This window comes from Actinacidiphila acididurans (genome assembly GCF_016918855.1).
Classification (GTDB): domain Bacteria; phylum Actinomycetota; class Actinomycetes; order Streptomycetales; family Streptomycetaceae; genus Actinacidiphila; species Actinacidiphila acididurans.
On record NZ_JADKYB010000009.1, the window covers coordinates 311,465 to 324,216 of the forward strand.

The window sequence follows — 12,752 nt, forward strand, 5'->3', positions numbered from 1 at the left end:
TTGTCCGCGCTGTTTCCGACCGTGCTCCCGGCGCATCAGGACCAGTGCCGGTCCACTGGCTGACCTGGCGGTAGGACGAATCTAGGACGGTTCAGGGACCGGTGACCGTAGCGTCACGGCCGGGCGGTCGGGGGCAATGGCTTGAGGCCGAGGCCGACCCGTTTGCCGAGCGCGGCAAACATCACAGAAGCGAAGCAGGGGGCATGATGGTACGTCGAATCGCTCGGCTGGCGGTTGCCGCGAGTGCGGCGGTGGGGCTGGGGCTCGGCTTCACCGGATCAGCGAACGCCGACACCACCGTTCCGTGGTGGGCATACAACGGGAACCAGCCGAACTGGACCTGCGGTGGTACGCAGCCCTGGCCCGGCGGCGTCTACACCAACTCGTGCGTCGCGGTAACCGGTGACTACTTCCAGTCGGTTGTCGTGCTCACGGTCCATTCAACGCAGTGGGCCGACGCTACTTCCCAGGACATGCTGAACAACACCAGCATCGATCAGCGCGAGTGCGCGGGCACCCTGACCTACGGCAGTTACGTGTGCTTCGGGCCGACCAAGCAGGGCGCAAGCGGGCAGACGGTTTGGGGACTCTCGAACTGGAAGAGCCCCTTTGCCTCCTCGACGTTCTCTCCCGAGGTCACGCTGCCCTGAGGCCAAGAGCCCGTGTGGTCTTCGCCCGGGGCCTGGAGCGGGACCACGACGCCGTGCTGTACTGGCGACGCTCTACCGGCGCGCCGGCCTGCCGCCGCCAGCGATCGTGCTGACCGGGGCGGGCCCGGCCGCGCTGGCCAACCGGATCCGCGCCGTGGCCGGCCTGTCCCGGGAGCACTGGGCACCGCAGCTCAGGACGGGGTACGTCTACACCTCTTCCGGGTACGGTCCGCGCGAGGACGGCGACTTCTACCTCGACTTCACCGGCCGGATCCCGCTGGCGATGCCGACTTTGGATCGGCTCCAGCACCGCTGCTTACGTTGCGCACCGCTTGCTCGAGTGCCCTGCAGGAACGTCGGGCAGCTTGCTTCAAGGAAGTTCGAGGCTGCCGCATCTGCCGGGCCTGGAACGGATCTCAGAGCCGAGGATGTCGATGGTCTTGCGGGTGGCCAGGGGCAGGTGGTCCAGGTCCTCGTCGCGCAGCAGGATCACTCGTCCGTCCGGTGCCCGCCAGCTGCGTGCGATCTCGGCTTCGGGGACTTCGCGGGCTTCTGCCTCGCACACCCCGCGGCGCCGGATCCGGGCCCCGTCGGCGGCGTGGACCTGGTGCAGCTGCGGGCGCGGGTCGTGCGTCGCGGCGTGCGGGCGTACCGGCACGGTGACCAGGGAGCAGGTGACGTGACCTGACCACAGCGCGCGCATGTTTCCCACCCTGCGCCCGGCCTGACGCAGCCGCGCGGTGGCTGCTCCGCAGGGCCGGGCCCGAGGGCGGTCTACGCGGCCTTGAGCGGTCGGTCGGGGCGGCAGATCTGGCACGGTGCGGTGTCGGGGCGGTGCAGGAGGGTGCGGGCCTGGTCGGTGGTGGCGGGGCGGGCCCGGTCGCGGCAGGCGCCGCATCCGCCGCGGTGGACGATGCGGGCGGGTCCGGTGTCGACGCCGTAGTACACCGGCTCCTCCACCACCCAGGCCGGGGTGACGCCGTGCCGTTCGGTGGGCACGGTGTCGTACGCCTGTCCCTGGATCGGCTCGCACCGTTCGGCCGGCGCGCGGAAGTCGACGGGTGCGGGTTCGTCGGTGAGGCGGCCGAAAGTCTGGGTGGCGGCCGGGAGGTGGATCTGCAGGTCGTACCACCAGGTGCCGTCGGCTTCCTTCCGCCGGCGTTTGACCACGGCGAACAGGGCTTGGCCGTCATGGAGTTCCACGCGCACCAGCGGCCCGTCGGCCAGCGGCAGCCCGTCGTCCTTGGCACCCTCGCTCACCCTCACAAACCTAATTCGCTTTCCTGTTTGATTCTGCGGTGGAACGGGAGCGGGGAACAGGCCGGGTCGTGTTTCACGGGATCACTGCCGCAGGTCACGGTGCTGATTGGCCGGCTGCGGCGCTGGACGGCCGGGTGGTGCAGCCGGCGGCCGCGCCCGGGCGTTGCCCGGATGCTTGCACCCGAATCGGTGTGGAATGCCATGAGAGGGTGTGGAACGGGGTCTTTCAGGCGTCGTGGACCTGTTCCACGGAGCGGCCCGGGCGCGCGGTGGTGGCTCGCGGGTGGCTCGGTGGCGCGCGGGGCGTCGTTTCCGGTGTCGTGTCGGGGGCCGTTTCGGTGCGTGCTTGGAGGCGACGCCCTGGTGCAACCGCGTGCCGCAGGTGGCGGGCGGTTCGGGCCGGTTGCTCGCGAGGGCGACTGTGTACGGTGCATGCGGGCTGCCCTCACCCATCTCGAAGTCCGCGGCTGGGTTCCCGGGCCCATGAGTTGCGGGGTGCGCCGGCACCGCCAAGGAGCGTCCGGCCTGCGGCAACGCGACACGAGGGGGCTTCTGCTCTAACGGGAAGGCTGATTGGAACCCCCGTCGGCAGAGGAATCGGGCCCCCTGCTGGGCGAGCGCCGGCCCGCCCCGAGGACGCGCCACTGGGTCTGCAGCGACCCGGGTCTGCCGGGCCGGCCTGGTGCGGTGGTGCCGTGGGCGGAAGGGCTGTTGCTGCCTACCCCGGTGGCGCGTGGTCGGGACGGGCGAGCCGCTGGCCACCATGTCCGCCGAGCGGCTCACCGAGCACCTGACCAGGACGCTACGCCAGATCGTCTTCGGCTGAGCGCCCGCAGTACGCAGCAGCCGGCGTACCGCGGGTCACCTGCGGCACGCTGCGGGGCATTAAGGTGGCCCGCCTTTTGATGAGTGCTGGGGTGGGGCCGCAGGGTTTACCAAGGGACGGTCTGGCCGAAGCGGTCCAGATACGCCAGGCCGGGCGTGCCCAGTTGGGAGAGCAGGACGTCCACCAGCAACGGGACGGTCTCCTCGATGGTGAACGGCGCATCCGGACCACCCAGGGCGGTACGTATCCAGCCCGGTGCCATGAGTACGAAGGCGCGCTGCGTCTCACCTTGCCGGGCCGCGAAGCTCCGCAGGAACATGTTCAGGGCTGCTTTGCTCCCTCGGTAGACCTCGCGGCCTCCGGTCGTGTTGTTGGTGATGCTGCCCTGTCCGGAGGACATCGCCCCGATGAGTCCCGCCGGTGACACCAGGTCTTCGAGGGCTTCGATGACGCGCATGGGGCTGAGCGCGTTGGTGAGCATCACGTCGATGAAGTCGGCTGTCGCAACCGCGCCTATGGGCGTCTGCTCATTGTTGGTGGTGCCCGCATTGACGAAGAGCACGTCGAGTCGGCGGTGCGCCAGACGTTCGTGCAGCGGGGGCAGTTGGCCGGGGTCGTTGATGTCGAGATGCTCGATGGTCACCCGCCCGTCGGCGTGGTCCGCGAGATCGTGCAGCGGCGTTCGGGCAGTGGTGTCGCGAACGGTGCCGACGACGTTCCAGCCCCTGTCGAGGAACTCCGCCGCCATCGCGTGGCCGAGGCCGCGCGAGGCCCCGACGATGAGAGCGGTCGGTGAGTGCTGTTCAGTCCCAGCCGATGACATCCGGCGTCATCTCCGTTCTTCGAGCGTTGTACCGTTCGGGCATTGTCGAGGCCCCGGGACCGGCAGAGACGGTGCCCGCTGTTCTGACCCCCCCAGCCCGTGCGCTTCAAGTGTTTCGTCCGCACCGCATCGCAGGCGAGCCACGAGCGCCCGTTTGTACGATTGCCGACATGGCAAGGGCACTCATGACGGAATCCGCTTCGGTACAGCCTGACGATGTACGAATCATCCGGGCGCTGCAGATCGCTCCGCGGGCTTCGTTCGCCGCGATCGCGACCGTCCTCGGCCTGACCGAGGGCGCCGTCACCGTCGGTATCGCCGTCTGCGCGCCGACGGAGTCATCCGCGTGGCCGGTGTGGTCAACCCGGGCGCCCTGGGACAGAGCAGGTGGCTGGTGCGACTGCGCTGCCGCCCGGGCAGCGGCGCGGCACTCGCCGACGCGCTCGCCAAGCGTGACGACGTCAACTGGGTGGCCCTGAGCGCGGCGGGCTGCGAGATCACCTGCGCGACGCAATCCCGGACGCGGGAACAACGCGAGGACCTCCTGGGGCAGCGCCTTCCCCGCACTGCGGCGGTGATCGACATCAACGCCTTCGCCATGCTCCGCCAGTTCCTCGGAGGCCGCGGCCACTACTGGTCCGCCCTGCAGGGCACACTGTCCCCGAAGGAGGAGGCAGCGCTGGGGAGCGGCGGGCCCCCTTTCACCGAGTCTCCGGTCGTCACTCGCGAGCCCCTGCGCCTCACCCCCGAGGACGAGAAGATGCTCGACGCGCTCGCTGCAGACGGCCGCGCCAGTCTCGTCGATCTCGCCGCGGCCGCCGGCCTCACTCCGGGACGCGTCTCGCGGCGCCTTGATGCTCTGCTCCAGCACCGCGTCGTCCACATCGACGTCGAGACCGCCGCCGCAGCCCTGGGCTATCACGCCCGCGCGAACCTCTGGCTTCGCGTGCACCCGTCGGCGGTGAAGAGCGCGGGCCGCACGCTCGCGCAGGAACCCGAGATCGCCTTCACCGCGGCCATCTCCGGGCCCTGGAACATCCACGCCGTCGCACACTGCCGGGACCTGGACGAACTGTTCGAGTTCACTTCGGATCGCATCGGATCCCTGACCGGACTGCAGAGCATGGAGGTCTCACCCGTGCTGAAGCACGTCAAGCAGGCCGGCACCCGGCTCTGCGACGGTCGCCTCGTCGAGCCGTCCAGCGCTCGCGCGCGACGCTGACAGGCTCAGCCGCCACCAGCCGCTCGGCTGGGCGCTGGGGGATGACGCGACCCGAGCGGTGATCGAGGCCGGTCACGACGTGGCGGTTGCGGATGTGCTGGCGTGGGTGGAGAACGAAGCGGTCGTGGTGTACTGCGGGCCGGGCGGCAGCCACTGGTAGCGGGAGCCGGCGGTCCAGTTGGTCGGGACGGCAGCGGTGCCCTGCTGGGTCGGCAGCGTGGTGTTGGTGCCGGAGGGGTTCGTCAGGGTGACGGTGACCCGCGCGGTGCCGTTGACGGCGCCGGTCGCGTCGACGTGGAAGGTGAGTCCGCCTTGGGCGAAGGTGTCCCCGGCTCCAGGCTGGTTCGATTCTCTGTTCGATTCCATGGCGGAAGACCACCCGCCGCCGCACCCGGCGGGTGTTCCACGGACATCACTACCGCAGGTCACAGCCGTGGAATGCCGGTAAGCGGCGGGGTGAGCGTCGACCGGGCACTGCACCGGCCGCCCGTTCCGCACGCGCCCGAACAGGGGCGTAAGGGTGTGGAATGCCATGGAAGGGCGGGGAATTGGGCAATCAGGGTGGCCAAGGGGATGGACAAGGCGATATCGGGCGCCGTGGAACAGCCGTGGGGTGGCGTCGGCGAGCGGCACGGGAAGTGCACTGCTGCGGCACGGCAAAGTACATGCGCACGGCGAGAGGCGGTGTCCGTGCAGGTCAGCGCGGCGGGCAAAGTGCAACAAGCACTCCAGGCGCGGTCCGGGTTCATGGGGCGACCGTCCACAGGCAGATCTCGCCGGAGGACTCGGGCCATATGCCGGCCGCGCTGGCCAGGGTGCGGCCATCGGGGGTGAAAGCCAGTCCGGAGACCGTGGCCGTGTGGGTGCCGGTCAGGGCGGCGACCTCCGCGCCGGTGGCCGGGTCCCAGAGGCGGACTACCCTGTCGTTGCCGCCGCTGGCCAGCAGGGTGCCGTCCGGGCTGAAGGCGACACATGCCACGATCGACAGCGCGCCCTGGTATTTCGCACCGTGCGCGCCGGTGAGGCCGGCGAAGGTCCGGTGACGTTTGCCGGAGACGGCGTCGCGCAGGTGGAACTGCTCGACGCCGACGCTGGCGAGCGTGCCCCCGTCCGGGCTGAAGGCCAAGGAGCGGAAGGGGGACCGCGGGGACATCAAGGAGAAGAGCCGCTCGCCGGTGGCGGTGTCCCAGGCGAAGACGTGCTCGTCGGAGACGCCAGCCAGTGTCTTGCCGTTGGGGCTGAAGACCAGGTGGTTGACGCCGTTGGAGCCGCTACGGAGGGTCTGGTGGAGTGCGCCGGAACGCACGTTCCACAGCCTGACCGGGCCGGAGCCGCCGGAAGCGAGCAGTCGCCCGTCGGGGCTGAAGGCGACGGTGTGCAGGCTGGTCAGCGGTCCGCCGTGCTTCAGCTCGCGCTCCGGCTCACCGGTGTGCGTGTTCCACAGCCTGATCAGCTTGTCCGTGCGGGTTGCCGCCAGCAGTTGGCCGTTCGCGCTGAATGCCACCGCGCTCATGTTCGACAGCCGCTTGCCGTGCCAGTCGGCCATCTCACTGCGCTGCTCGCCGGTTCCGGTGTCCCACAGTCGTACGCCCTGCCCGGCACCAGCCAGAACGCGGCCGTCGGGATCAAGGGCCAGCGCCCGTACGCCGCCGGGGACGGGCAGCGACGTGCGCAGCGTGAAACGGCTCGGCCGCGGGGCGGGGTGCGGCTCGCGGAGGGCGGTGGGCACGTCGCGGCGGGTGGTCGCGAGCGGGCCGCGGGCGGGCGGCGCGGAGTCCGGGGGCGCGGTGAGCGCGTCGGCGTCCGGTCGGTCCCGGGGGCTCTTGGCGAGCAGCGAGGCGACCAGGTCGGCCAGCCGGTTCGGGACATCGGGGCGCCGGTCGGCCACAGGTGGCGCGGGCATCTCCGCGTGCTGCCGCAGCAGCGCGTACAGCGGCTGGCGCGGGGCGAACGGCGGCTCCCCGGTGAGGAGTTCGTACATGCCGCAGCCGAGCGCGTACATGTCGCTGCGGGTGTCCAGCGGCAGGTCCTGGCACTGCTCGGGCGACATGTACGCGGGCGTGCCGACGACCCGGCCACTTTCGGTCAGGGTGGAGGTCGTGTCGGTGCTGCGGGCGATGCCGAAGTCGCAGATCTTGACCCGGCCGTCGTCCTGGAGGAAGAGGTTCGCCGGTTTCAGGTCCCGGTGGATGACACCCCGGCCGTGCGCGGCGGCCAGGGCCTCTGCGGTCTGCCGCGACAGGCCGACCATCGTGTCGAGCGGCAGCCCCTGTGGGTGCCGGGCCACCAAGCGGGCCAGGTCGGCGCCGTGCAGCAACTCCATCACCAAGAAAAGGTGCCCCTCGTGGCTGCCGGCGTCGTGCACGACGGTGATGCCCGGGTGCTGTAGACCCGCGAGCGTCGCCGCCTCCTTCTGGAACCTGCGCACCGTTGTCGGGTCGGCCGACGTCTCGTGCAGCACCTTGACCGCCACAGCGCGGTCCAGCACCGTCTCGTCCCGCCCCAGCCACACCGCACCCATGCCACCGCGGCCCAGCACCCGTTCGAGCCGGTACCGCCCGGCCAGCACATCCCCGTTCTCCATCTGGCGATTCTCCGGTACGGGGCCCGAGCACGTCACTACCCTCCGCGGCCGCCGGATGCTCCACCCCCGGCGTCCACCGCGTCCCGCACGACGGACACTCAGCGGTGTCCCGGGCCTTCATCAGGGCCACCACCCTCGCCCGCACCCGCACCGCATGCCGAGCGCGTCGAGTTCCGCGCGCGGCTCGGGGATGAGCTTGTCGGGCCGCCTGTGGGCGTTGTCTGCGCACTGCCCCAGCCGGTACCGCACGCCGTCGACCTCGTCCACGGCCAACGGTGGGTGGTTGTTGTGGGGGTGAACCGGGTGGGGGTCTTGTGCGTCGTTTGGTGGGGGCCGGTGGTCGGGTGGGATGGCACCGCCGGCCGGGGACAAGCGTGGGGAGGGGGAGGGGCTGGGCGTGCGGAGACGGTGGAAAGTCACGGTGTCGGGGGTGGCGGCGGTAGTGGCTGTGGCGGGCGGGGGCTGGTGGTGGGAGACCACGCCGAGGTACGAGGTGCCGGTGCCGTCGGCGGGTGCCGGGCCCGATGATGTGGTACGGGCGTACATGCGAGCGCTGGATGCGCACGACGGCGCCACGGCACGGGCCTTGTCGACCGCGGGTCACCGGCCGGTGACCGGGGCGTGGCTGGCCGACACCTCCGGCATGAAGGCCCTGAAGGTCTCCCCGCCGGTCCCCGATGGCGGCGGGGTGCACGTCGCGGTGGCCTTCGACCTCCACCAGCACTGGTGGACCGATGACCCCTCCATGCGCCCCGGACGGCACGACTGGACCTACCTGCTGGTGCACCAGCAGGGGCGCTGGCTCATCCGGGACGAGGGCATGGGCTGACTCCCGCACACCGACGACAGCTACGGATCGACCGACGCCGACGCCGACTTCTACCTCGACTTCACGGCCAAGGTCCCGCTGGTGATGACGACCCTGGATCGCCTGCAGCAGCACGGCCCGATGGGGCCGGTGTGGTTCCGCGTCGCACAGGAGCGCGGCCAGGAACCCGAGCCGCTGCTCCAGGCGCTCACCGACACCCACACGGCAGCCGAGTACCGCCAGCGCCGCAAACAGTGCCAGCGTGCCGCCGAAGCCGAGAAACAGCGCCGCGAGGCAGCCGAGCAGCAGCTACTGGATGAGCAGTGGGAGCGGGCGCAGTGGTTCGAGAAGCGGAAGAGGAAGATGAAGAAGCTCGCCCGACTGTGGGACGAAGCCGCGACCGACGACGAACGGTGAACCCCAGGCCCGCACATCCCACCCTGGCGACAGTGGCTGAGGCCGGATATGTCACCGCCGTGACAGTGCGGCAGCCCACGAAGTGAGGGGGTGCGCTCCAGTCTCGCGTTCGCTCGGGGGAGGGCCTGGAGCGTAGTGCGGCTGTCAAGGCTCGTCCAGGTCTTCAGTGTCCTGTTGCGGTGAACCTTGCAGTTTCCAACGTGACTTTGCATCTGAGGCTGCACGGTCCGGTTGGATCTTGCACATGGCTGCGGGCTCGGGAGCGGAGACGGCGGTGCCCGTGCGCCGGTGGGGTGCCGCTGCTGTCTACCGTGGCGCCATGGCGCTGCGTTCTTACCTCCACCGTCTCAATCGGCGGCACCCGTGGAGTCACAACGACCACTACGGCCCCTGGATCGCCGGCCGGGTCGCCGGGTCCGGGGCCCGCCACGTCTTGGACGTCGGGTGCGGCGCGGGGAATCTTGCCGCGCTTCTGCGCCGCCGGGCTGTCACTGTCACCGGGCTCGACCCCGACCCCCGGATGGCCCGCGCCGCAGCGGATCGCTTCGCCGACGACCCCGTGGTCACCATCGTCGAAGCCGGCTTCGCCGGGCGCGACCCGCAGCGGCGCTTCGACGCCATCACTCTGGTCGCTGTCCTGCACCACCTGCCGCTGGTGCCCACCTTGCGGGAGCTGCGCGGCTGTCTGGCTCCGGGCGGCCGCCTTGTGGTCGTCGGCTGCTACCGGGAGACCGGGTGTGTCGATCTGCTCGTCTCCTTGCTGTCCGTGCTCTTGAATCCGGTCATGGGGCTGGTCAGACATCCGGCCCGCGCCGCTGCGCTGCCCTTGCACATGACGGCGCCTACCGCCGATCCGCAGGAGACCCTGGGCGATATCCGGGCCGCGGCCGCGCAGGAACTGCCCGGCGCCCGGATCCGGCGTCGCCTGTTCTGGCGGTACAGCCTGGTCTACGACGCTCCCGCCCTGCACAGCCCGGCCGGACCTGTGCGAGCCGCTTGAGAGATGCCTCCTGGGCTCGCGGCACCCTCGAAAACGCAAGGTCAAACCGACCCGTACAGGCCCGCACAGACCAACCCTTTCCTGCATCACCCAGGTCAGGGCCCGGCCCCCACGCAACCACAAACGTGAAGGGACATTCAGCAGATGCTCCGTCTCATCGAAGTTTGATCAGTCTCAACGAAGTTTGACAACGATTCCCTGGAAGGGCGGGGAATTGGGCAGTCCGTGTGGTCAAGGGGGATGGACAAGGCGATATCGGGCGCAGTTGCGCCTGCGCACCGGCGGCCGCCTCAAGGTGATTGAACTCCGGGGTTCGGTAACGCTTTGCCCGCGGCGGCCCACTAAGTGATGTGGGGCAAGGACGGATGCCGGCTTCCAGATACGGAGTGGTCAGTGAGCGACATCGAGCTTGTGCGCCGGATAGGGCGAGATCCCGCGGCGCTTGAAGAGGTCTACCGGGCGCATGTCGAGCAGGTGACGCGCTTCGTCGCGCGGCGGGTGAGCGACCCGCACAAGGTCGTGGACCTGACCGCCGAGGTGTTCCTGCAGGCCGTCAGCAGCGCCGAGTCCTACCGCGGCGCCCAGCACGGAGTGGGTGCGTGGCTTTACGGCATCGCGCGCAACGTGACGTCTGCGCACTGGCGGCAGGAGGAGCGCGAGCGCGGCGCACGGGCGTCGATATCCGGCCGTCGCATGCTGGAGGACGACGACCTGCTGCGGCTGGAAGAGCGCATCGATGCCGAACGCCAAGCCCGCCAACTGTATTCGACCCTCGCTGGGCTGCCCGACGGAGAGCGGGCGGTCCTGGAACTGATTGCTGTCGACGGCCTGAGCGTCACCCAAGCGGCGGCCGCCCTCGGCATATCCAGCGCGGCGGCGCGGGTCCGGCTGCACCGTGCCCGACGGACGATGCGCGCCTCGCAGCGGGAGCCGACGCCTCAAGGCGTACGGCCCGTCGAGTACCCCGAGATCGCCACTACGAAGGAGTTGGCATGACCAAGAGCGCAGACTCCCAGGAGCTGGGCGGATTCGAGCAGCGGTTGCTCGGCGAACTGACAGCAGTCGTCACCGAACGCGCCGCAGCGGCGCCGGCACCAGTACGACAGCGGGCGAGGTGGCAGCGCCCGGCCGCCGCCGTGGGCGCGACTGCCGCGTTCGGCACCGCCTTGGCACTGATCTTCCCGGTCCTCACCCACAGCCCGGCGAGCCAGGCCTACGCGGTCGAGGTCGGCCGCGGCGGCACGGTCACGGTCACCCTCCACGACATGGCCGGTCTGAAGTTGGTGTCCGCCCGCGAGGACCTGCACCGCAAACTGCTGGCCGCAGGCATCCCCAACAGCGTGGCCGAGGTCGGCCCCTTCTGCATCACAGGGTCTCACGACACACCGGGATTCATGGAAAACCGAAAACACTCGATCGTGCTGCACCCGGACCGCCTCCCGGCGGCCGACGAACTCCTCGTCGGCGTCCAGCGCGATGGCGGAGCGGACGGCGACTTCAACGTCGCATTCACCGAGGTGCGCACCGACCGCCACAAGTGCCCCGGCGCCGAGTCCAAACCGACTGCCGCCCCGACCTACCCGCCGGGCAGCGCCGCCCGGCGCAAGGCGGACTGGCTGGCAACTCAGGGCCGCAAGTGACCCACGACGATATCGGGAACGGCTGCATTCCCCTTCCGGCATCGCCGCCTCGAACCCCCGGCTCAGCTTGGGTGCGGATCCAACACAGGCTGCCCACCGCGCCGGCCACAGCGTCCTCGACCGAAAAATCAATGCCGGTGTCGACGGCGAGACAGGCCACGGGGTTCCACGCCCGTGAGGGCCACCTGCAGCCGTCCAGGAAGACCGTCGAAATGGTGGACAGGGTCGAACACAAGCTCGGCCTGTTCGTGGACAACGCCCGCAGGCAGGCCGACAAACTCAACCCCGAGCGGCGCCAGGAGCTGACCGAGCTGGGCATGCGCTGGTGGCGCACGAGCGAGGCCGGGCCGGACCCGGGCTCTCTGTTTGGAGCCTGGTCCCACCCATGTACGCGCCGCGTGCGCCTTGCTGACACGGGACGGCACAACCCCGGCTGCTGACGTCAGCCCGGCACACTGGAGCACAGTCGGGCCAGCCCGCATCGTCCACCGCGTCTGCATCACCCCGGTGGTGGCTCCCGAACTCGCGTCGAAGTGACCTGGAAGGTCACACGGCCCCTTGGCCGTCCGTGAAGCCGTCTGAGTACGGATACTCATGTGCCTTCTCCTCCTGCCCGCCACGATGGCGGGCAGGAGGAGGGGGATCAGATGACGCGGAGGCAGTGGGATAGCGGGCTGTCGTGTCTGGCTGTGACGGGCTTGGTCCTGCAGGGGGTCTTGACTGCGGCTGTGCTGGCCGCGACAACTGCACTCCTGCACAGCGGCGGATGGTTCGACGACGCTCACGACCATGCTCTGCTCTGGGATGACGCTGCGGTTGTCGTCGGACTGATCTGCGGTATTCCGTTGGCCTGGTCCCTGATCAGCAGGCGGTCGTCCGCCGTCGCCGTCGAAATCATGCTGACGATCTTCGCGTGTGTGATGTTGCTCGTCCTTCGCCCGGCCCGAGGCTGACGCGCCTTGCTCGGCGGCCTCACGACGCTGTGGGTTGCCCCCCGGGCTGTGCAGTTCAACGTGTCCGGTTGAGGTGGCGGGGTGAGTTCCCGGTTTGCTGCGCGGGCGGCGTCGACTTCTTGGGCGCGTTCGTCCAACTGGTCTTGGAGGTCGACGACGTGCTGTTCGAGGGCCGTGATCCTGCGCTGCAACCGGTCGATGTCGGTTGGTGCCCCGAGTTCGGATTCGGCCCAGACCTTTACGATCTGGACAACGCCCTCAGCGACTACGTCCTTCAGTACCCGGGGAACCCCCTGGGCACATTGGTGGAGTTCCTCGATCCGACCGTCCCCTTCGAAGGGCGCGGAGTGTGCGGTGACGACCCGGCGATCATCGGCGTCCGTATGGCGGCCAGGGCCAGTGAGGCGGGCAGCGTATTGGACTTCCTGCGCCCATCGGCCGAGTCGTTCCTTCCCAACAAGAAGGGCACTAACATCTACGGGCAAATTCTCGATGATTACCTGAGCACCTTCGCCTACCCGTGACCGTCCTCTGGCCACGCCGTGTGCGGTCGCCCCGTCCCCGGGGCG

At 69.8% G+C, this 12,752-nt stretch carries 15 protein-coding genes and 1 pseudogene; 11 read left to right on the forward strand and 5 right to left on the reverse strand.

From position 1 onward, the window contains the following. The first annotated feature begins 101 nt into the window (after nucleotides 1–101). Nucleotides 102–650, forward strand: coding sequence for a hypothetical protein (locus tag ITX44_RS19235; RefSeq protein ID WP_205358503.1), 549 nt, complete (start codon nucleotides 102–104; stop codon nucleotides 648–650). Nucleotides 651–1,020: 370 nt separating this feature from the next. Here the strand turns inward: ITX44_RS19235 and ITX44_RS19240 are convergent, their stop codons facing one another. From ITX44_RS19240 to ITX44_RS19250, 3 genes are all read right to left on the reverse strand, one after another. Further along, the gene (locus ITX44_RS19240; RefSeq protein ID WP_205358504.1) at nucleotides 1,021–1,353 is read right to left on the reverse strand and encodes a Ku protein; all 333 of its coding nucleotides are present in this window, start codon (nucleotides 1,351–1,353) and stop codon (nucleotides 1,021–1,023) included. A 71-nt stretch (nucleotides 1,354–1,424) separates the two neighbouring features. Beyond that, nucleotides 1,425–1,910, reverse strand: coding sequence for a DUF6233 domain-containing protein (locus ITX44_RS19245; protein ID WP_205358505.1), 486 nt, complete (start codon nucleotides 1,908–1,910; stop codon nucleotides 1,425–1,427). A gap of 932 nt (nucleotides 1,911–2,842) precedes the next feature. Continuing rightward, nucleotides 2,843–3,559, reverse strand: coding sequence for an SDR family NAD(P)-dependent oxidoreductase (locus tag ITX44_RS19250; protein WP_205358506.1), 717 nt, complete (start codon nucleotides 3,557–3,559; stop codon nucleotides 2,843–2,845). 185 nt (nucleotides 3,560–3,744) lie between these two features. On the opposite strand from ITX44_RS19250, the pseudogene ITX44_RS42670 reads away from it, so the two are divergent. Beyond that, nucleotides 3,745–3,822: pseudogene (locus ITX44_RS42670) on the forward strand (hypothetical protein); the annotation flags it as partial. A gap of 83 nt (nucleotides 3,823–3,905) precedes the next feature. Continuing rightward, nucleotides 3,906–4,781 carry an Lrp/AsnC family transcriptional regulator gene (locus ITX44_RS42675; RefSeq protein WP_307795362.1) on the forward strand — a complete coding sequence of 292 codons (876 nt, stop codon included), beginning with the start codon at nucleotides 3,906–3,908 and terminating at the stop codon, nucleotides 4,779–4,781. 72 nt (nucleotides 4,782–4,853) lie between these two features. Here ITX44_RS42675 and ITX44_RS19265 read toward each other — a convergent pair whose 3' ends face one another. Both ITX44_RS19265 and ITX44_RS19270 read right to left on the reverse strand, forming a co-directional pair. Continuing rightward, complete coding sequence (locus tag ITX44_RS19265; protein WP_205358508.1) at nucleotides 4,854–5,147, reverse strand: hypothetical protein; 294 nt, start codon at nucleotides 5,145–5,147, stop codon at nucleotides 4,854–4,856. A gap of 379 nt (nucleotides 5,148–5,526) precedes the next feature. After that, complete coding sequence (locus ITX44_RS19270; protein WP_205358509.1) at nucleotides 5,527–7,365, reverse strand: WD40 repeat domain-containing serine/threonine protein kinase; 1,839 nt, start codon at nucleotides 7,363–7,365, stop codon at nucleotides 5,527–5,529. Nucleotides 7,366–7,795: 430 nt separating this feature from the next. Between ITX44_RS19270 and ITX44_RS19275 the strand changes: the two genes are divergently transcribed. From ITX44_RS19275 to ITX44_RS19310, 8 genes are all read left to right on the forward strand, one after another. Next, complete coding sequence (locus ITX44_RS19275) at nucleotides 7,796–8,194, forward strand: hypothetical protein (protein ID WP_205358510.1); 399 nt, start codon at nucleotides 7,796–7,798, stop codon at nucleotides 8,192–8,194. 81 nt (nucleotides 8,195–8,275) lie between these two features. Then, nucleotides 8,276–8,590, forward strand: a complete 315-nt coding sequence (locus ITX44_RS19280) for a hypothetical protein (protein WP_205358511.1) — start codon at nucleotides 8,276–8,278, stop codon at nucleotides 8,588–8,590. Nucleotides 8,591–8,909: 319 nt separating this feature from the next. Beyond that, the gene (locus tag ITX44_RS19285; protein WP_205358512.1) at nucleotides 8,910–9,590 is read left to right on the forward strand and encodes a class I SAM-dependent methyltransferase; all 681 of its coding nucleotides are present in this window, start codon (nucleotides 8,910–8,912) and stop codon (nucleotides 9,588–9,590) included. Nucleotides 9,591–9,983: 393 nt separating this feature from the next. Beyond that, nucleotides 9,984–10,586, forward strand: coding sequence for an RNA polymerase sigma factor (locus tag ITX44_RS19290; protein ID WP_307795363.1), 603 nt, complete (start codon nucleotides 9,984–9,986; stop codon nucleotides 10,584–10,586). Then, nucleotides 10,583–11,230, forward strand: a complete 648-nt coding sequence (locus ITX44_RS19295) for a hypothetical protein (protein ID WP_205358513.1) — start codon at nucleotides 10,583–10,585, stop codon at nucleotides 11,228–11,230. The genes ITX44_RS19290 and ITX44_RS19295 overlap by 4 nt, the downstream gene beginning before the upstream one ends. Before the next feature lie 137 nt (nucleotides 11,231–11,367). Beyond that, the gene (locus tag ITX44_RS19300) at nucleotides 11,368–11,670 is read left to right on the forward strand and encodes a helicase associated domain-containing protein (RefSeq protein WP_205358514.1); all 303 of its coding nucleotides are present in this window, start codon (nucleotides 11,368–11,370) and stop codon (nucleotides 11,668–11,670) included. Nucleotides 11,671–11,958: 288 nt separating this feature from the next. After that, nucleotides 11,959–12,183 carry a hypothetical protein gene (locus ITX44_RS19305; protein ID WP_205358515.1) on the forward strand — a complete coding sequence of 75 codons (225 nt, stop codon included), beginning with the start codon at nucleotides 11,959–11,961 and terminating at the stop codon, nucleotides 12,181–12,183. A gap of 143 nt (nucleotides 12,184–12,326) precedes the next feature. Continuing rightward, entirely contained in the window at nucleotides 12,327–12,707 is a 381-nt protein-coding gene (locus tag ITX44_RS19310) for a hypothetical protein (protein ID WP_205358516.1), read from the forward strand. Nucleotides 12,708–12,752 lie beyond the last annotated feature (45 nt).